Raw genomic sequence first — 17,897 nt, 5'->3', positions numbered from 1 at the left:
CAAGTCTAATTAGCCCTTTGAGCTTTCTTAAAACAAGAGCGTAGAACAAGCAGCGCTGCTTCCATTTCTTGGCGGGTGTGGGCACAATATCCCAATATCAACCCGTTAAGTTGCCCCTCCCCAGAAAGAGAAGCAGAAAGTGGATGCAATGCCACTCCCTCTTTCGCGGCCAGTTCGCTGATCGTGGTGTCCTTCAAGTCTGCTTGAAGATGGAAAACGATCTGCATCCCTGCTTGATTATCTGTGAATGTACCAAAATCGGCAAAATCCGACCCGAGCCGGTGCAACAGGAAGTCCCTTCGTTCTGCGTAAATGCGACGGGCACGGCGCAAATATTTGTAGAATTCGCCAGATTCAAAAAATTCAGCCAATATTTGTTGAGGCATAATGCCAGCCTTCATGGAGAAGGTATCAATGCAATTGTGGAACTGCTCCACCAAACTCTCGGGCACAACTGCGTAGCCGAGCCGAAACGCATTGGAGAACAATTTGGAGAATGTCCCAATATAGATTGTGCGCTTTAGTCTATCTGTTCCCGCCATTGCAGGTATTGGTCGTCCGGCGAAACGGAACTCGCTGTCATAGTCGTCTTCCACAATCCAAGTGTTATTCTGATCAGCCCATTTTATGTATTCTAATCGACGTTGCGGAGACATTGTGCCTCCCAACGGATATTGATGCGATGGGGTGAGAATGGTCAATTTTGGCTGCGAGGTGCCTTTTGGGAGTTCTGCCCCCTCATCATCAACTTGCAAAAATTGCGGGCGCAACCCCATGGCTTGAATATATCTAACCAATGGCACATACCCGGGGTCCTCAACGCCTACACCATCACCCGATTTTGACAATGTCCTCAGACACGCTTCCAAGGCACCCATGGCACCAGAGGTCACTATGACTTGTTCGGGCGAGACCGATATACCGCGCCAATTCAACACATGATCGGCAATTGCACAGCGCAGATCATGGTTGCCAAAAGCCGATCCCCCAACCAACAATGATTGCGGATTTGTTCGACCAACCCGTGACAATGTCTTTGCCCAACTCCTGTAAGGAAATATGCGCATATCAGGCTGACTTGGCTCAAACGGCAGTGGGCGGCCGGCCTCGGCTGGCTGTGTGTCCACAGACTTAGGACGCTGCAATTTATTCATTTCGAGGCCCGCCACGGAGCAGACTTCATACCCAGCCCCTCTTTTGCCCAACAGATACCCTTCGGCAACCAACTGATCGTATGCGGCAATCACTGTTGACCTGGACACCCCCAGATCGGCACTCAACTCTCGCGTTGCGGGCAGAATTTCACCCTTCTTGAGACCATCAGAATTCGCCATTTTTCGAACAGCTTGGCAAATTTGCTCAAAAAGCGGTGTGTCTGAACTTCGATCCAAAGCAAATGTAAGCGAAGGCTTTTGCTTCATATTGGTATGCTCATTTTATCATATTTTGGATATTTCTATATATCCACTTTACTGCAAATTGTCCAAGCCTTCGCAAATAATGACAGACGCCCGGTCAGAAGCAATTTGCAATAACGAACCCAACGGCAGTGAAAGAAGCAGGTGAAATGGCAATGGAATTTAGACCGTTCCGCGTACGCAAAAAGCAGATAGAATGCGACAATATCGTCTCGTTATTTCTCCAGCCGACGGATAGCAAGCCGTTGTGGCCAGCTGCACCTGGACAGTATCTAACCCTCAAAGTCCCGACCAACGACGGTCCCGTCAATCGCACATACTCATTGTCATCTGATTGCGATGACCAGCACATATATCGCATTACCGTAAAGCGCGAGCCAGCTCCTGTTGATTCACCTAGTGCGCGGGCGGGAATTGGTTCAACTTGGATACATGACCACGTCAAGGTTGGTGATGATTTGCAAGTTGCCCCACCAAGAGGTTCATTTGTTTTGGACCAGACTTCAGATCGCCCTGTGATCTTGCTTGCCGGGGGTGTGGGGCTAACGCCTCTGCTTTCAATGCTTCATGCGCTTGCCAAAACGAACCGCAACGTTTGGTTTTTTCACGCCTGCAAAAATGGTAGCGAGCACGCCTTGCGCGAGGAAGTTGAAAAACTCTCAAGAGCTTCAAAGGGACGCATTCGATCGCACTTCACCTACAGCAGTCCAACCAAAATGGACCAAGAGACGATGGGTTTTTACAGCGCGGGCCGCATCAACCAGGACACCTTGCAGCGCGAGCTACCACTTGATTGTTATGACGCATATATATGCGGCCCGACGCCGTTTATGGTGGCAATGTACAATCTTTTGGTTGACCTAGGCGTCTCGCCGCCAAACATCGCATATGAATTCTTTGGGAAAGCGCACTCTTTAGAAGAACTTGCAACGGCAGCACGCCAACCAATTGCTAGGCCTACTAATGTTGCTCGTCTTGGTGCAACTTTGGCAGCAAAAAACCCGAATAATAGCCGGCAATTAGAAAGCTCAGCCTTGCAGGGTGAGGAACCGCTGGTCACGTTTGCAAAGTCCGGCAAATCCATAAGGTGGAATGATGCCAATTCGTCCTTGCTTGAGGCCGCTGAAAATGCGGGCCTAACGCCAGAGTTTAGCTGTCGCGAAGGCATATGCAACACGTGCTCGTGCGCGTTGCTATCAGGCGAGGTCGAGTATTTTGAAGAGCCGTTGGACGCGCAAAAACCCGACAAAGTCTTGATCTGCTGCTCCCGGCCAACGGGCGATGTTGTCCTAGACATCTAACGCCAAACACTGCGTCAAAATAGAGAAGGAAAACGAGATGTTTCAACCACCCATTTTCAGAGAAAGCCGCGTCGACCAAATCCACAATTTGATGCGAAGTTCGCCTTTTGCATCGCTCTCTACATATCAATCTGGGCGGTTAGAAATGGATCATATTCCAATGATGATACATGAGGATCTGTCTGAAAAAGGCGTTTTGCGAGGGCACATTGCGCGCGGCAATCCGATTTGTCGCCTAGAAGAAAACTCACATCAGGCACTTGTGGTCTTCCAAGGGCCGCAAACTTACATCTCTCCAGGTTGGTACCCTTCAAAAGAGGAGCATGGAAAAGCTGTGCCGACATGGAATTATGTTGTGGCGCATGCACGTGGTCAATTGAAGCTGGTCAAAGATAACGATTGGCTGCTAGAGCATTTGGCTTCGTTATCGCATCAACATGAAGCCCAGCGAGAGAAACCATGGACGCTCTCAGACGCGCCCGATGATTTCATAACTCGCCAGTTAAAAGGCATTGTTGGATTGGAAATCGAAATCGAGGAGCTTGATGCGGTCTGGAAAGCAAGCCAAAACAAAGACGCACGCGACAAAGCTGGAATTGTGACAGGGCTGCGCGGCGAAGGGACTGCGAATGCAGAAGCTTTTGCTCAGTCGATACAAGCCAACATGTCAGATTAGAGCGCGACCAAACTGTGTCGTTGAGGCCTGAAAACTACGCACCGCAACACATGACGTGAACAGAAGATCGTTGCCAACCGCAACACAAAACGTAGCAGGCGCCCAACTTCAACACAACCACACTTCAACCTCAATCATTTTTATATAGACTGGTCTATTTTATTGCGATAGAAATCGGTTGAGAGTAGATGGAGTGAGGTGATTTATGACCGCGCAAATAAACAAGAAGACCAAAGGCGAGATAACCCGCGAGAAACTGGTTGGCGTTGCGGCGACACTGTTTCACGAAAAAGGGTATCACGCGGTTGGCCTGAACGAGATTTGCGCTGTCGGCGACTTGCCCAAAGGGTCGCTCTACTACCATTTCCCAAAGGGCAAAGAGCAGATTGCCGTTGCGGTGATTGACGCGGCGAAACATCAAGTTGCGACGGATTTGGGTGAAGCGACGTCTTCCGCAAAGAGTGTTGATCAATTTATCGACATTTTGCTTGCGCGGTTTGCACAAAATCTTGCGCAATCGGACTTTAACAAGGGCTGCCCGATCACCACGATCAACCTGGAGATGGCAGGCTCTTCAGAACCCATTCGCGCGGCGTGCGCTAGCGCATTCGCGCATTGGATAGACCTTTGTGCTGCGTCGCTAAAGCAAACAGGCATTGCAAACGTAAAGGCGCGCGACCTGGCAGAATTGATTTATGCCAGCGTAGAAGGCGCAATGATTTTGGCGCGTGCGCAGCGCGACGTCGCACCGATCTTGAGGGCTGCACCACACCTCAAAAAACTTGTCGCATAAGGAGTATCAAATGCGAATTCTCAAAATCTCCCTTGGCGTTATCTTTGCCCTAATTTTGGCCATCACTGGCTTTTTCACCTACCAATTCTGGCCACGCACGGTTGAAACATTTGCCGATCTAGATGCGACGATCCCAGCGATGTCTGGCCCCTCGCCCATCCGACTATCCGCCTTTTCGACCGGGTTCAATGAAAGCCCGGAAGCGGTGATTTACAGCGGCGGCAATTTGTTCAAAGCGCATCAAAGCGTTTATTCTGGCTTCGTGATTGAACACCCAGACGCCACCATTTTGCTCGAAGGTGGCATTGGCGAAAACATTGCAGCGGAACATGCCGAAAACTTCAATTTATTCGAGCAACAATTGTTCGCCTACACCAAAACTTCGACCGCGAAGGAGCGCTTGGATGCGGCGGGATATGACAGCTCCAAAATCGACAAAATACTGCTGACCCACCTGCATTGGGACCATGCAGCGGTGATCCCTGACTTTGATGGCGTGCCGATTTTGACCAGCCAAACAGAACTTGAATTCGCCCGGGCGGAAGCCAAGGCGCATTTTTCGATTTTTGAAGAACACTTGACCCGTGATGGCACCAATTGGCAACCCTTTGAACTTACCGACATTGCGTTCGGCCCGTTCGACAAAAGCCTAGACCTTTTTGGCGACCAAAGCTTTGTGATTGTGCCGCTTGAAGGCCACACAACGGGCAGCGTTGGCGCTTTTATCACCACCAGCACGGGCAAGCGTTTTTTCTTCATCGGCGATTCCAGCTGGTCGCTTGCCGGCGTGAAAAATGCCAACCCAAAAATTCCGCTGGTGCAGAGCATGGTCGACAATGACAAGGCCCGGACAGAACGTACTTTGGCGCTTTTGCACGAAATCGCCAAGGACAATCCGGACCTGAATATTGTGCCCACCCATGATGGCCCGGTGGTGGCGCAATTGGCGCAATTCCCCGCATTCGAATAGGAATGGCTGGTCCCGGATTGGCCCGTGCGGCGCGAACGCCACCTAGTTGTCCGGGACCCTGCCTCTTTTTTTTGCGCTCACGCCGCGCAGGCTGGCCCGGCACCCCCGAGCATTTTACATTGCCGCCGTCGCGGTCTTACGACCGCTTCCCCGGCACCCCTGAGCATTTTACATTGCCGCCGTCGCGGTCTTACGACCGCTTCCCCGGCACCCCCGCCGATTGGTGCCCATCACTATTTCCGAGCAAATGAGGGACAAGATGGACGAAGCGTTTGATTAGAAACGCAAGGACCCCGCGCAACTTTTTGCGCGCCCCGCCGGAGGCTCAACTATTCAAACAGACCGGTCTTAGGTCGTCGTGCCGAATAGTGATGCGAGCCGTGAGGCAATTAAACCAACACAAAGGTCGCCATGCTATGGTGGGCATCGCGTATTGACATAAATGCAGCATGCGAGGTCTTTATCGTCTCGTTATGCGCTAGAAAATTTGTAATGAGACCATAATGACCTCGCATGTGATGATGTGCGTTGCTTGAGGCAAACTATCCCGGGGTGCTCACCCTTCTATCCCCTTTGCCTGCGCTCCACCCATATTGTTTTGGGTCTTTGCCCAATGGATGATTTTGGGATTTTCGCCCCAAAAAGACGGTAAAACAATACCCGCCAAGCGACTTACAGGTGCCATCGGTGTCTGACTGGACAGATGCTTCAATTAACGCGTGTGCCGCAACCGTCGCCACGACCCATCACCATCTTCCGAAAAGATCACCCCCAATGGAACCCACTGACGGATTACCCGACCACCCCCTGCTCGTCAGCAAGCTGCGTGGCTAAACGAAAGACGAGACCAGTTTCGCATGGGTTGAAAGGGCGGGGATAAGTTTTTTGGGTGCAAATCACAATGAACCCCAAAAGCTCATCCAAGCGAAGAAAGGTCACAAGGGAAAACCGCCGCAGCACGCATCCCATGCACCCCGCCTTTAGTCCCTCCCCATCAAGGGGAGGGAAACTTGGCCCCGGATCAAGTCCGGGGCGGTGCGAGGGGAAAGGTCGAGGTGACAAATTGCACCGTCCCGCACAACCAAGTGGCGCTCGCGCCAGACAGGTAGATGCGGGACCAATAGAACCTATGGTGGCAACCGATGTGTTTTGCCGTAAACGGTGCGCACGCCGGAGTTGTCGTGCCGTAACCAACAATGCCCAAAAGTGAAAGTTGTACAAACCCGATGCAACCCGCCCCCCGTCATCCTCGGGCTTGACCCGAGGATCCAGTGCTGGATTTGAAGCAGATCTATAACCCTCAGGTTTCTCGACAGTCCGACCTGGATCCCCGCCTGCGCGGGGATGACAGACCTTGGCGTTAATAACCTTGTTGGGAAGGTCATATGCTGGCCTCTAAAGGCTCGATTTCGTCCTGTGTCAGGTCAAAAAGTTCGTAAACGAGTTTGTTGATTTCATCTTCGTGCTGTTTGATTTGCGCGCTGAGGGGGGGAATATTGGCTTTGAAAGATTTTTTAATCTCGGCGCGGAAGGCGGCGACGCACGCATTTCTCAAATTGCCTCCCATCCCATCGCTATTACATGCTGGCTAATTTGACCTGCTAGTAGTTGAAGGCCATTCGTTTACGTGCGCAATTCATCGAGTGTTTTTGGGGCAGCGACTTCCGACGCTTTGCCTGTTTGAACGTCGTAAAGCAGCGCAGATACTGTGATTGAACCGGGGATTTTTTCCGCCGCAGTTAGCCGGTCGATGTCCGCAATCAGGTCCGTATTCTGGTTGGTGATGGCCATCGCTGAGACATCCACATCTAGTGTGGTCTTGATCTCAGCGGCGAAAGCGGGGTCAGCCAAGCTCTGCGCACCGCAATTGGTGTGTTGCATCAAGACAACGGCAAAGCTTGGGTCCTGTTGTGCCCCTGTCATCCGTTTGACCATAGCTGACAACGCGGAAAGCTCATCGATGAACCCCGGTGTGACCCGACCGCCATTATTGCGAAAAACAACAACCTCGCCAAGGTCGACACCCAGCACGTGGGCCGGGTCCACCCGTGCGTCTATACAGGTCAGAACCATGGTGTTCAAAGACGGTAAAGCGGGCATCTCGCCGTGTTCGAAGGTCTCAGCAATCCGTGCATTTCGGTCGAGAAATATTGCGTGGGTGGACATGTCGTCCTCCTATTCTGGCGGTTGAGATTAATATGTAGTTTGAGGCTACATCATATTGGTTTTGGGGGCGCGCGGGCCTAAAATGGACAGTCGCCCAGTCATGGCAGCGGCTTGCCACTCGGCGTTTTTGTGCCCCGGCTTAGGATCGGCGATGCGAGTCGAACCCTCTGCGGCTTCGAAAGCCATGAAGTCGGGTGCGGGCGTCAGCAGGATTTTCAACATGAAGAGCAACGCGCCAAGCGTGGACAGTTCGCGCAGATTGGGCGCGAGCCGGCGCACATCAGCAGCATAATACGCAGCGGTCTCTCTAAAGCTCTCAGCAGGGCTACCGGTGAGTTGCGCGACATGATTGGTCGGCGCGCCGATGGCGAAGGCACCCTGTTCGATCTCCTCAGCATAGTGCCGCAAATTGTGCATGTCGAACTCCGCTGCGCCCATTGCGCGCGCGGCCTTGGTGAACATCCTGAATGAGATTGGTTGGTATTTGATCGTGCGACCAAGAACATCGCTGAGGACCTCAGCGACATCGGCGGAGGAGAGCAGTTGTGGGCCGGTCGGCCGCCACGTCGTCCCTGCGTATTTCTTGGGTTCCTTGAGCAACGCAACTCCTGAGCGTGCAATATCGCGTTCGGAAACAGGCGCGTTTAGTCCTTCCCCGAATGGCAAGGGGAGCACCCCGAGACGCCGCGTCACAGAAATCGTCAGTAGGTAGGTGAAAGCGAATATCCCCGGGGTCAGATGAATAACATCCACATTGGGCATCCAACGCGCCACATTGTTTGCAATCCAATGTTCGCGCGTCAGCAGGGACGGATGCGACGGATTAGGATTCCAGCCCGACAACAACACCATCGCCTCGACCCCCGCTTCCTGCGCCGCCAGACAGGTCAGCATGGTGTTGTGCAGCAGATGCGGCGCAAAAGGCGGTATGTGGAAAACACGCTGTACGCCGATCATCGCGTCGGACAAATCACGAAAATCATAAAGGTTTCCGATGAAGACCTCAGCGCCTATTTCCGCAAGGGCCCGTGAACGCCAGTCATCACGCCGAACGAATGCGCGCACCTGATAGCCGCACTCAACAAGCAAGCGCACAGCATGCTGACCGATATGACCAGTTGCAGAGGTAACGAGGATTTTGGTTGACGTTGACATCTGTTTTCTCCCGACTACAAGTTGGTTAGACAAATAGAGTGATCACTTTATTTTTTAAAGTAACGTTTTTGTGAGGCCCTATGCCCAACCGTCGAAGTTACAAGCTCCTTTGCCCAATCTCCCGCGCGCTCGATCGCGTGGGCGACCGCTGGTCCCTCTTGATCCTGCGGGACCTTCTCGCGGGGCCTGCGCGCTTTTCGGAACTGCAACGTGGTTTAGTCGGAATCGCCGCCAATCTGCTCACTGATCGACTTGCCGCACTGATGGAGGATGAGCTGATTACTCAAGTGGAAAGCAATTACGGCGTGACACTCTATCAGTTAACCCCGCTAGGGGAACGCAGTTCGGACATCATCTTCGAACTTGCTCGTTTCGGCGCAGTATTTCCGCCAGTGGGAAAGGTGGTTAAACCAGGCAACCTACGGACTGTCGCAACGACGTTGGGTGCCGCAGCAAAACGGGTCGTAACACCCGAAATGGGTTTCGACGCGGTGCTTATTGTGGATGGCGAAACCATCGCTTTGACCATCGCCAACGGCATCGCAAGGACGGAAGTTCGCACAATGAACGATGCTGATCTGGTATTGGAAACCAGCTATACCGCCCTACTTGACCTGACCGAAGGCAGGCTCTCGGTTGAAGAATTCCAAAACTACCACAGCAAACTGGATATACGCTCACCGGAAATTCTGGCTGAATTCGAAACCTTGCTGCTCGGAATTTTGATGGAATTCAGCCGCTGACTCTTCCTTCAAATCTCAGCTCTAAGCAATTTCCGCCTCGGCAACCACTGGCGACAATAGATATCGAGCTGAACATGCTTAGCGTGCCATTTGAATTGCAGATGGATGACGTCATTTTATCCACAAAACTGACTTTGCATTAGCCCTCAGGTCAAGTCTGCCGGTGACGAAGGGGAAATTCGCCGTCGCACCTTCAGTGCTTTCCCGGCACCCCCGACTGCTTTTTTCTTGCCGCCGTCGCACAATCTGTGCTTTCCCGGCACCCCGACTGCTTCTTTCTTGCCGCCGTCGCACCTTCGGTGCTTCCCCGGCACCCCCGCCAATTGGGGCTCAAAACTGGCGCTATTTCCTTTGCACCTACATCGCCGCGAGCTGTAAGTTTGTTTCGGAATTCAATATCCCGTCGATCATGCGCACCTTGCGCAAGACATTGTCGAACTCGGACAAAGAACCGGTGTGGATTTCGGCGATCAAATCCCAATTGCCATTGGTGGAATGGATCGAGCGCACTTCGGGCAGGCCACGCAGTTTGCGCACAATGTCTGCAGTCGATTTGCCCGCAATTTCAATCATCATGATCGCGCGCACCTGATCATTGTCATAATCTTCGCGCATACGCACCGTGAAACCCAGCAAAGTGCCAGACGCCATCAACCGATCAAGGCGGTTTTGCACCGTGCCGCGCGACACCTTAAGCACTTCGGCCAGTTTGGCCAAAGAAGCACGCCCATCTGAGCGCAAAAGCGACACCAATTCATGGTCTAAGGAATCAAGGATGAATTTGTCGTTTTGCATGACGCCTATCACTTTGCTTAATCTTCGGTGTGAATTTTAACAGTATCCTGCAAATTTTTGCAAGCTTTTGCCATTTTCATTGATATTTTCGCGCGTTAGAATTGTCCTTTGTTCATTCACCCGTTCAAACGGGTTGTAACTACAGGGCCATAAACCAATGAAATTTGACCCCAATTCGCTAAACATTGTTCCCTTTGTGAGCGTAGATCACATGATGAAAATCGTGTTGCAGATCGGCGTGGAAAAAATGCTTAAGGGCATTGCCGAATATGTTGAAGACGATTTCAAACGGTGGGAATTGTTCGACAAGACGCCTCGGGTCCCTTCCCATTCTGAAAAGGGCGTGATCGAGTTGATGCCCACAAGCGACGGGGAAGTTTACGGCTTTAAATATGTGAACGGCCACCCAGCCAACACCAAAGAAGGTCTGCAAACAGTAACCGCTTTCGGCATGTTAGCGGATGTTGAAACAGGCTATCCTGTTTTGCTCTCAGAAATGACGATTTTGACCGCGCTGCGTACCGCCGCCACATCTGCCGTTGCGGCAAAGCATTTGGCAGCCAAGAACGCCAAAGTGATGGCGATGATCGGCAATGGCGCGCAATCAGAATTTCAAGCGCTGGCTTTCAAAACCATTTTGGGCATTGAGGAAGTTCGACTTTACGATATCGATCCGGCAGCGACAGAAAAGTGTGCGCGTAACTTGGCGGGTCGCGGCTTGAATGTGGTGAGCTGCACCTCATCACAAGAGGCACTTGAAGGCGCGCAAATTGTCACCACCTGCACTGCCGACAAGCAATATGCCACGATCCTCACGGACAATATGGTTGGCTCTGGCTTGCATATCAACGCGATTGGCGGCGACTGCCCGGGCAAAACAGAGTTGCACAAAGACATTTTGCTGCGCTCCGGCATCTTTGTGGAATATACGCCACAAACCCGCATCGAAGGCGAAATTCAGCAGCTCGACGATGATTATCCGGTGACTGAATTGTGGGAAGTCATTACGGGACAAAAAGAGGGTCGCACCAGCGATGGCCAGATCACCTTATTTGATGGCGTGGGCTTTGCAGTCGAGGACTTTTCGGCACTTCGTTATTTGCGCGACCATTATAAGGAAACAGGGTTCTACGAAGATCTTGATATGATCGCTGACCCTGACGATCCACGCGATCTATTTGGCATGGTGCAACGGGCGAAAACACCCGAGCAAGCGGCCAGCTAAGATTTCCACCCAAGAGTGACTTTGGCGGGGCAATGCCCCGCCTCTTTTTTGTTTGGCTACGCCGCTTTTGGCTCGGTGATGAAGGATGCTAAATAGCCGTCTTTCTTCTTGGTGAAAGCCAATAGTTGGTCCGCATAGTCAGCCGGTGCGGCATCAATTACGCTTTGGCGCGATAGCACCTTATTGTGCCAAGTACGCAGCTTTTCCGAACCCTGATAGAAGTCGAAGTCGCCAAGGGTTTCAAAAACGCTGATATAGCGGAACACGGTACCCCATACACCATCTACCAGGTGGAATTGGTCACCAGCGAAATATGGGCCCTCAACCTGTTCACTTACGCGTGCGAATTTCTCAGCCAGTTCTTTGCGCTTTGCTTCGAACGTCTCTTCAGTTTCCGAGGTGTATAGGCCCCAAAGGGTCGCCAGTGTTTGCGAAGCAAACTCAATCCAAGCGCGATGTTTAGCCTTTTGCAAAGGATCAGTTGGATGCAGCGAGCCTTCGGTAACCTCGTCGAGATATTCGGCAATCACTTGGCTTTCAAACAACACATTATCGTCTGCCTGCAACACAGGCACTTTGCCCAAGGGCGATAGTTCTAGGAACCAGTCTGGCTTATTCGCCAAATCAATATCGACGCGTTCAAACGGCACGTTTTTTTCTGCCAATACAATCAGCGCGCGTTGAACATAGGGGCAAAGGGGGAAACTTATCAGTTTGTAATTTGGCATTTTCATCTCCATAAACATGCAATTGCATCTACATAGATGGACTTGCATTTAAATGCAACTGCATCTATTTTCACATTATGGTGATACCAAGTGATCAAACTCAAAGTGCATGGTGTGCCCTTTATCGGGTGCATAAGATCTTTCATGAACAGGTTGAGGCAGAGCTGAAAGCCGCCAACCTGCCGCCATTGACGTGGTATGACGTGCTTTGGGAACTTGAAAAAACTGAGCATTGTGGACTGCGGGCATATGAGTTGCAGCCAAAACTCCTATTGCCGCAATATGGCATGTCACGCATTTTGACGCGCATGGAGGCGGCGGGCTTAATCCAGAAACAGGAATGCCCAGAGGATGGGCGCGGGCAAGTGCTCGGGATTACCGAAGCAGGACGCACCACCCGCGCAAAGATGTGGGCAATTTATGGCAAACTGATGCACGACATGCTTGGTGCAAAATTGTCGGAAGAAGAAACAACAACGCTTGCCGCTCTGCTCAACAAACTGGCCAAATAAAAAGGCCCGCTAGCGCGGGCCTTTCAAAATTCAGTATTGAATGATTTTAGCTGCGTGAAACTTCGGCAAGCGCGTCGGCAAAGATGTCGATTTTGTCGACGCCAAGACCGGCAATATTCATACGTGAGTTGCCGACCATATAGACGCCATGGTCTTTTTTCAGCTTTTCTACGTCGTCTTGCGAAATGCCGATCAGCGAGAACATGCCCCGGTGTTCAGCGATAAAATCATAGTCCGCGCTGTTGGAACGCTTGCGCATGGCTTCCGCCAAATTCTTACGAATGGTCACCATGTGGTTGCGCACATCGGTCAACTCAGCTTCCCACTCAGCCCGCAAGTCTTTGTCGTTTAGGATAATGCGGACAATTTCTGCACCATGATCAGGCGGCATAGAATAGTTTGCGCGGGCCGCGCTAAGTAGTTGTGAGAAGGTGACATTCGCTGATGGTTCATCAATGCCAATGATCATCGCGCAGCCAACGCGTTCACGATAAAGGCCAAAGTTCTTTGAGCATGATGCGGCTACCGCCATCTCAGGCAATGTGGCAGCGAGTTTGCGCACGCCATATGCATCGTCAGTCAGTCCGTCGCCAAAACCAAGATATGCGATATCGACGAGCACAAACACGCCTGCATCTTCGATAATGTCAGTGAGTTTGTCCCACTGCTCGTTGGTCAGGTTGGCGCCAGTTGGGTTGTGGCAGCAGCCATGCAGCAACAAAATATCGTCGCTGGTCATTTTCGATACTGCTTCGCACATATCGTCGAACCGCACATTGCGCTTTTCAGCGTCAAAATATGGGTAGGAGGCGGTTTTGAGGCCGGCTGCTTCCATCAAAGGAATGTGGTTTGGCCAAGTTGGATCAGAGATGTAAACCGTTGCGCCAGGCTTTGCGACATTGAGCAAATCTGCAATCAAGCGCAAAGCACCTGTACCGCCTGGTGCTTGCGCCGCGCGCACACGATTTTTGCCGACACTATCGCCAAGCACCAAATCTACCATCGCATCATTAAAGCCCACATTGCCGGCCATACCGACATAGGTCTTGGTGGTTTGGTCTTTCACCCGTTTGGCTTCCGCCTTTTGCACTGCTGTCATAATCGGCGTGTTGCCGGTAGCGTCTTTATAAACGCCTACGCCGAGATCGATCTTATTGTCGCGCTCGTCTGCTGCAAATTCAGCGATTAGCGCAATGATTTTGTCTTGTGGTGCGGGTGATAGTTTTTCAAACATGACCTTGTTCCGGTTTAGTTGTTTGTGCCGGATGTGGCACAGCAATTGTGTTAACCAGCGCAAACGTAACAAGCAAGTGATTTGCATGGGAATTTAGTTCAATTCAAACTGGTTTTATTCGACCATTTGATCAGGAAATCATATGCGCCTGCTTTTCATTCTTTCCTTGGCTATGCTTTTGCCAGCATTCGTTTCGGGCGCCATGGCACAGCCCTACCCCCCGATCAAAAACAGCTATGTAGCTGTTGGGCAAAAGCAAATCGCGCGCGCTTGGTTGAGTGAGCCAACAACTAGATATCAGCATTTCGTGCTTGGTGACCGATTTGAAGCCTCCCGGCTCGTGGTGCAATTGGCGAATGGCCAGCAATTTAGCCATGAGTTGCCCGCCTCCTTTGTATTTGAAGATCGGCATGTCCGCTTGGCCGACTTAAACAATGATGGCGCGGACGAACTTGTCGTGGTGATGAGTTCGATAAGCTTGGGAGCTGCTCTGGCGGTGTTCAACGCGGACCAAAGTGGGCTGCACCTATTGGCGACAACGCCACATATTGGCCTACCCTATCGGTGGCTTAACCCGGCAGGCATCGCTGATTTTGATGGCGATGGAAATCTAGAAATTGCGTTGGTGCAAAAGCCTCACTTGACCAAGCGCTTAGAATTCTGGCGTCTCGATGGAGAGAGGCTGGTGCGGGTTGGCTCAGCTAACGGCTTTTCGAACCATCGCAACGGATCGCGTAACCAACGTATGAGCGCGGCATATGACATCAACAATGATGGTGTTGTTGATCTGCTCATACCGAGCGCGAACAGAACGGAAATCATCGCAGTTACGCTGGTGCCGGAGATAAAACAATTACGCCGTTGGCAGCTCCCCTCACCCGCAGATGGCGACTTTGAATTGCAAGTGGATAAGGCGCCTCATCAAGTCGTACTGAAGCTGGAGAGTGGGGACAATTTTGTGATTGCCTTGCAATAGGCGCTAAATTGTCCGACATTCCTCTTTTCAATTTGCGCCACTTGGTGCACAATAATGGTCCAACCAATGCGCATGCCTTTGGCGAAGCGCAACCAACAACGATCTTTGGGAGAAACAAGTGCCAATTATAAATCGTATTGCCGAATTTCATGACGAGATTACTGCATGGCGCCGCGACCTGCACGAAAACCCTGAAATCTTGTATGAGGTTCACCGCACAGCGGGAAAAGTTGAAGAACTGCTGAAAAGCTTTGGCTGCGACGAAGTTGTGCCGGGTATCGGCCAAACAGGTGTTGTGGGCATCATCAAAGGCAACAAAACCGGCAGCGGTCGGGTTATCGGTTTGCGTGCAGACATGGATGCGCTACCAATTTTTGAAAAAACCGGATTGCCTCACGCTTCTAAAACAGAAGGTGCGATGCACGCGTGCGGCCATGATGGTCATACTGCGATGCTACTTGGTGCCGCGAAATATTTGGCTGAAACGCGCAATTTTGACGGCACTGTTGCTGTTATCTTCCAGCCAGCTGAAGAAGGCGGCGCGGGCGGCAAGGCCATGGTTGACGACGGGATGATGGAACGCTTTGGCATCGAAGAAGTGTTCGGCATGCACAACTTCCCCGGCATTCCAGTTGGTCAATTCGCGATCCGCGAAGGCGGCATCATGGCGGCAGCGGACCAATGGACCATCAAGGTGACGGGCGTTGATAGCCATGCGGCCATGCCACACCTATCAGTCGATCCTGTGGTGATTTCGGCGCACATCATCACTGCACTTCAAACCATTGTGTCTCGCAATGTGGACCCGATCCAATCTGCGGTTTTGTCGACCACAAAAATCAATGGTGGTTCTGCGTTCAACATTATCCCAATGAATGTAGAGATTTGCGGCACGGTTCGTGCGCTTGATCCTGAGGTTCGTGAAAACGTAAAATCACGATTGATCTCAACGGCTCAGAACATCGCGGCGAGCTTTGGCGGCAAGGCAGAAGTTGACTACAAAGACGGTTACCCTGTGACCATGAACGCACCGGCACAGACAGAGTTTGCCGCTTCAATTGCGCAAAAACTTGTGGGCGAAGATCGTGTGGACACAAATGTGTTGCCAACAATGGGTGGCGAGGACTTTTCGTTTATGGCCAACGCGCGCCCAGGTGCGTTCATCATGATTGGCAACGGCGACACAGCTGGCCTTCACCAAGACACTTATGATTTTAACGACGAGGTGATCCCTTACGGCTCATCTTATTGGGCACAATTGGTTGAAACAGCCATGCCCGCGAACCAATAGGTTCCTGACCTCAATGGTCACTTGGCCCCGCCTTTGTGCGGGGCTTTTTTGTGCCTAAATCACCGGGTCTAGCAATTCGCCTTTTTCAAAATAGGCGACCAGATTTTCAACAACTTGGCTGCTCATTTGCGCGCGCGTTTGGCGGGTCGCTGAGCCTTTGTGTGGCGACAAAATAACATTATCGAGCATCCGCAAGGCTTCAGGCACTTCTGGTTCGCCATCAAACACATCCAGCGCTGCCCCGCGCAATCCGCCATTCGACAGCAGGTCAATCAGTGCGTCTTGATCCACCATATTGCCGCGAGCGATGTTGACGAAAGAACCATTTGCCCCCAAGGCCTGAAGCACTTCACGGGTAATGATCTTGTGTGTCCCCTCGCCACCCGGCGCAATCACCACCAACCAGTCAACGTTTTTGGCCATATCGGTTAGATCGTCAAAATAGTGGTAAGGCTGATCTTTCTGGTGCGTCCTGCCATGATAAGACACTTCCATATCGAACGCGGTCAAACGCACAGCGATGGCTTTGCCAATTCGCCCAAGTCCCAATATCCCAACGCGCGCGCCAGCAAGTTGAGCAGTCAGCGGCGTTTGACCTTCGCTCGCCCAACGCCCGGACTTAACATAGGCATGGTTTGACGGAATTTCGCGTGCCAACGACACCATCAGGCCAACGGTCAATTCTGCGACAGCAGCATTGAGACGGTTTGGGGTGTTTGACACGCGAATACCGCGTGTGCTTGCAGCGCCGACATCCACATTGTCATATCCAACGCCATAGTTGGCGATGACCTTCAGATTAGGCAGTTGAGAAATCAACTCGGCATCTATGCGCCCGCCCGTAACTCCATCGATTTTATCACCGTGCTCCAACAAAAATGCATCGCGATTTGCAGCCTCATAGAGTTTGAACAACTCAAATTTGTTTTCAAGCATTTCAATGCAATCTTGGGGCACCTGCCCCGCAAGCAATATCTTTTTCATGATAGGAACCATAACCAGAATGAAATTGAAAAGATGCTGACCAGCGTTGAAAGCAGCACGGTGGAAGTAGCAACGTCCAGCGCTCGATTGTAATAGGTCGCAAAAATGTAGGCATTGATGCCTGATGGCATCGCCGCCAACAGCACCACGGCGCGAGCGATTTCGTGGGGCATGCCCAAAATCGGAACCAGAATAATCCATGCGAGCAATGGGTGCATGATGGTCTTGATCGCCGACATGGCGGCAGCGGGCAAAACCGCCTTCTTGATGCTATATTGGGTCAGCGCTGCGCCAAGGCCAAACAGCGCAGTTGGCAAGACAGCGGCAACCATCATGCTGGTCGCATCGTCCAACACTTTTGGCAGTTTCAGGCCACTCAAGTTCAATGCCACACCGCACGCGATACCGATTAACAGCGGGTTTGAAACGATGCGCTTGAGCGCATCAAGAATGGCGACAGACAAGGGCCGCCCATCGCGACGCGACAATTCCATTGTGAGCATGCCGATGGTCATCAGACTTGGCGCGTGAAAACCAATGATGAGGAAAATAATTGGCAGCGCTTCAACACCATAGGCGCGTTGCACAATTGGAATGCCCAGTAAAACGGTGTTGGTGAATAGCGCAGAAAAGCCAACAGACACGGCCTCGCCTGGCCTGTAGGCAAACAGCTTGCGCGCCAATATGATGCCCAGCACAAATCCTGATATGCCAGCAACATAAAAGGGCAAGATGATTTTGGGGTCCAGCGCCGTCGAAAAGTCTAGCGTCAGCATAGCCCGGAACAACAGCATCGGGGCGGCGAAATTATTGGTGAACGCGATCAGCGCATTTATGCCCCCGCTGGGGAAAATGCGCAGTTTCACCGCCACATAGCCAAGAAGGACTATGACGAAGACTGGCGCAACAACGTCTATGACGAAATACATA

The 17,897-nt window shown here is 51.7% G+C and carries 18 protein-coding genes; 9 read left to right on the top strand and 9 right to left on the bottom strand.

What is annotated here, in order from left to right; all coding sequences use genetic code 11:
• Nucleotides 1–5: 5 nt before the first annotated feature.
• Nucleotides 6–1,421 (bottom strand): MocR-like pyridoxine biosynthesis transcription factor PdxR, encoded by a 1,416-nt coding sequence (gene pdxR / locus QQL65_RS09555; RefSeq protein ID WP_284363985.1) that lies wholly within the window; start codon nucleotides 1,419–1,421, stop codon nucleotides 6–8.
• Nucleotides 1,422–1,573: 152 nt separating this feature from the next.
• Here pdxR and QQL65_RS09550 point away from each other — a divergent pair, with 152 nt between their 5' ends.
• The 4 genes from QQL65_RS09550 (at nucleotide 1,574) to QQL65_RS09535 (ending at nucleotide 5,158) form a co-directional block, all read left to right on the top strand.
• Nucleotides 1,574–2,719: a 2Fe-2S iron-sulfur cluster-binding protein gene (locus QQL65_RS09550; RefSeq protein WP_284363984.1), complete on the top strand. Its 1,146-nt coding sequence runs from the start codon at nucleotides 1,574–1,576 to the stop codon at nucleotides 2,717–2,719.
• A 37-nt stretch (nucleotides 2,720–2,756) separates the two neighbouring features.
• Nucleotides 2,757–3,395 (top strand): FMN-binding negative transcriptional regulator, encoded by a 639-nt coding sequence (locus tag QQL65_RS09545; protein WP_284363983.1) that lies wholly within the window; start codon nucleotides 2,757–2,759, stop codon nucleotides 3,393–3,395.
• Nucleotides 3,396–3,600: 205 nt separating this feature from the next.
• Nucleotides 3,601–4,188: a TetR/AcrR family transcriptional regulator gene (locus QQL65_RS09540; RefSeq protein WP_284363981.1), complete on the top strand. Its 588-nt coding sequence runs from the start codon at nucleotides 3,601–3,603 to the stop codon at nucleotides 4,186–4,188.
• A 10-nt stretch (nucleotides 4,189–4,198) separates the two neighbouring features.
• Entirely contained in the window at nucleotides 4,199–5,158 is a 960-nt protein-coding gene (locus QQL65_RS09535) for an MBL fold metallo-hydrolase (RefSeq protein WP_284363980.1), read from the top strand.
• A 1,381-nt stretch (nucleotides 5,159–6,539) separates the two neighbouring features.
• On the opposite strand, the gene QQL65_RS09530 is transcribed toward QQL65_RS09535, so the two are convergent.
• The 3 genes from QQL65_RS09530 to QQL65_RS09520 are packed head-to-tail and all read right to left on the bottom strand — an operon-like array spanning nucleotide 6,540 to nucleotide 8,479.
• Nucleotides 6,540–6,725 carry a hypothetical protein gene (locus QQL65_RS09530; RefSeq protein ID WP_284363979.1) on the bottom strand — a complete coding sequence of 62 codons (186 nt, stop codon included), beginning with the start codon at nucleotides 6,723–6,725 and terminating at the stop codon, nucleotides 6,540–6,542.
• Nucleotides 6,726–6,781: 56 nt separating this feature from the next.
• Nucleotides 6,782–7,324 (bottom strand): carbonic anhydrase, encoded by a 543-nt coding sequence (locus QQL65_RS09525; protein ID WP_284363978.1) that lies wholly within the window; start codon nucleotides 7,322–7,324, stop codon nucleotides 6,782–6,784.
• A gap of 45 nt (nucleotides 7,325–7,369) precedes the next feature.
• On the bottom strand, nucleotides 7,370–8,479 hold the full coding sequence (locus QQL65_RS09520; RefSeq protein WP_284363977.1) for an NmrA family NAD(P)-binding protein: 1,110 nt from the start codon (nucleotides 8,477–8,479) through the stop codon (nucleotides 7,370–7,372).
• Nucleotides 8,480–8,559: 80 nt separating this feature from the next.
• Here QQL65_RS09520 and QQL65_RS09515 point away from each other — a divergent pair, with 80 nt between their 5' ends.
• Nucleotides 8,560–9,222, top strand: a complete 663-nt coding sequence (locus QQL65_RS09515) for a winged helix-turn-helix transcriptional regulator (RefSeq protein WP_284363975.1) — start codon at nucleotides 8,560–8,562, stop codon at nucleotides 9,220–9,222.
• A gap of 357 nt (nucleotides 9,223–9,579) precedes the next feature.
• Here the strand turns inward: QQL65_RS09515 and QQL65_RS09510 are convergent, their stop codons facing one another.
• Nucleotides 9,580–10,017: an Lrp/AsnC family transcriptional regulator gene (locus QQL65_RS09510; RefSeq protein WP_284363973.1), complete on the bottom strand. Its 438-nt coding sequence runs from the start codon at nucleotides 10,015–10,017 to the stop codon at nucleotides 9,580–9,582.
• Nucleotides 10,018–10,174: 157 nt separating this feature from the next.
• On the opposite strand from QQL65_RS09510, the gene ocd reads away from it, so the two are divergent.
• Nucleotides 10,175–11,242: an ornithine cyclodeaminase gene (gene ocd / locus QQL65_RS09505; protein WP_284363970.1), complete on the top strand. Its 1,068-nt coding sequence runs from the start codon at nucleotides 10,175–10,177 to the stop codon at nucleotides 11,240–11,242.
• 56 nt (nucleotides 11,243–11,298) lie between these two features.
• Here the strand turns inward: ocd and QQL65_RS09500 are convergent, their stop codons facing one another.
• Nucleotides 11,299–11,970 (bottom strand): glutathione S-transferase family protein, encoded by a 672-nt coding sequence (locus tag QQL65_RS09500; RefSeq protein ID WP_284363969.1) that lies wholly within the window; start codon nucleotides 11,968–11,970, stop codon nucleotides 11,299–11,301.
• A 128-nt stretch (nucleotides 11,971–12,098) separates the two neighbouring features.
• On the opposite strand from QQL65_RS09500, the gene QQL65_RS09495 reads away from it, so the two are divergent.
• Nucleotides 12,099–12,482, top strand: a complete 384-nt coding sequence (locus tag QQL65_RS09495) for a MarR family winged helix-turn-helix transcriptional regulator (RefSeq protein WP_284363968.1) — start codon at nucleotides 12,099–12,101, stop codon at nucleotides 12,480–12,482.
• A gap of 46 nt (nucleotides 12,483–12,528) precedes the next feature.
• On the opposite strand, the gene QQL65_RS09490 is transcribed toward QQL65_RS09495, so the two are convergent.
• Nucleotides 12,529–13,716, bottom strand: coding sequence for an amino acid aminotransferase (locus QQL65_RS09490; protein WP_284363966.1), 1,188 nt, complete (start codon nucleotides 13,714–13,716; stop codon nucleotides 12,529–12,531).
• 142 nt (nucleotides 13,717–13,858) lie between these two features.
• Here QQL65_RS09490 and QQL65_RS09485 point away from each other — a divergent pair, with 142 nt between their 5' ends.
• Nucleotides 13,859–14,692 carry an FG-GAP repeat domain-containing protein gene (locus QQL65_RS09485; protein WP_284363965.1) on the top strand — a complete coding sequence of 278 codons (834 nt, stop codon included), beginning with the start codon at nucleotides 13,859–13,861 and terminating at the stop codon, nucleotides 14,690–14,692.
• A 118-nt stretch (nucleotides 14,693–14,810) separates the two neighbouring features.
• Nucleotides 14,811–15,983, top strand: a complete 1,173-nt coding sequence (locus QQL65_RS09480) for a M20 aminoacylase family protein (protein WP_284363964.1) — start codon at nucleotides 14,811–14,813, stop codon at nucleotides 15,981–15,983.
• Between the two features lie 54 nt (nucleotides 15,984–16,037).
• Here the strand turns inward: QQL65_RS09480 and QQL65_RS09475 are convergent, their stop codons facing one another.
• The gene (locus QQL65_RS09475) at nucleotides 16,038–16,967 is read right to left on the bottom strand and encodes a 2-hydroxyacid dehydrogenase (RefSeq protein WP_284363963.1); all 930 of its coding nucleotides are present in this window, start codon (nucleotides 16,965–16,967) and stop codon (nucleotides 16,038–16,040) included.
• A complete protein-coding gene (locus QQL65_RS09470; protein WP_284363962.1) occupies nucleotides 16,964–17,896 on the bottom strand; it encodes an AEC family transporter in 933 nt (310 codons plus the stop codon). The genes QQL65_RS09475 and QQL65_RS09470 overlap by 4 nt, the downstream gene beginning before the upstream one ends.
• Nucleotide 17,897 lies beyond the last annotated feature (1 nt).

The sequence above is a fragment of the Maritalea porphyrae genome, from assembly GCF_030159895.1.
Taxonomy (GTDB): Bacteria; Pseudomonadota; Alphaproteobacteria; order Rhizobiales; family Devosiaceae; genus Maritalea; species Maritalea porphyrae.
Note: the sequence above shows the minus strand (reverse complement) of the source record. Positions and strands in the feature narration are given on the sequence as shown.

Excerpts from the sequence above, each read along its gene's own strand:
- pdxR (WP_284363985.1), bottom strand. The coding sequence starts at position 1,421 with ATGAAGCAAAAGCCTTCGCTTACATTTGCTTTGGATCGAAGTTCAGAC.
- QQL65_RS09550 (WP_284363984.1), top strand. The coding sequence starts at position 1,574 with ATGGAATTTAGACCGTTCCGCGTACGCAAAAAGCAGATAGAATGCGAC.
- QQL65_RS09545 (WP_284363983.1), top strand. The coding sequence starts at position 2,757 with ATGTTTCAACCACCCATTTTCAGAGAAAGCCGCGTCGACCAAATCCAC.
- QQL65_RS09540 (WP_284363981.1), top strand. The coding sequence starts at position 3,601 with ATGACCGCGCAAATAAACAAGAAGACCAAAGGCGAGATAACCCGCGAG.
- QQL65_RS09535 (WP_284363980.1), top strand. The coding sequence starts at position 4,199 with ATGCGAATTCTCAAAATCTCCCTTGGCGTTATCTTTGCCCTAATTTTG.
- QQL65_RS09530 (WP_284363979.1), bottom strand. The coding sequence starts at position 6,725 with ATGGGAGGCAATTTGAGAAATGCGTGCGTCGCCGCCTTCCGCGCCGAG.
- QQL65_RS09525 (WP_284363978.1), bottom strand. The coding sequence starts at position 7,324 with ATGTCCACCCACGCAATATTTCTCGACCGAAATGCACGGATTGCTGAG.
- QQL65_RS09520 (WP_284363977.1), bottom strand. The coding sequence starts at position 8,479 with ATGTCAACGTCAACCAAAATCCTCGTTACCTCTGCAACTGGTCATATC.
- QQL65_RS09515 (WP_284363975.1), top strand. The coding sequence starts at position 8,560 with ATGCCCAACCGTCGAAGTTACAAGCTCCTTTGCCCAATCTCCCGCGCG.
- QQL65_RS09510 (WP_284363973.1), bottom strand. The coding sequence starts at position 10,017 with ATGCAAAACGACAAATTCATCCTTGATTCCTTAGACCATGAATTGGTG.
- ocd (WP_284363970.1), top strand. The coding sequence starts at position 10,175 with ATGAAATTTGACCCCAATTCGCTAAACATTGTTCCCTTTGTGAGCGTA.
- QQL65_RS09500 (WP_284363969.1), bottom strand. The coding sequence starts at position 11,970 with ATGCCAAATTACAAACTGATAAGTTTCCCCCTTTGCCCCTATGTTCAA.
- QQL65_RS09490 (WP_284363966.1), bottom strand. The coding sequence starts at position 13,716 with ATGTTTGAAAAACTATCACCCGCACCACAAGACAAAATCATTGCGCTA.
- QQL65_RS09485 (WP_284363965.1), top strand. The coding sequence starts at position 13,859 with ATGCGCCTGCTTTTCATTCTTTCCTTGGCTATGCTTTTGCCAGCATTC.
- QQL65_RS09475 (WP_284363963.1), bottom strand. The coding sequence starts at position 16,967 with ATGAAAAAGATATTGCTTGCGGGGCAGGTGCCCCAAGATTGCATTGAA.
- QQL65_RS09470 (WP_284363962.1), bottom strand. The coding sequence starts at position 17,896 with ATGTATTTCGTCATAGACGTTGTTGCGCCAGTCTTCGTCATAGTCCTT.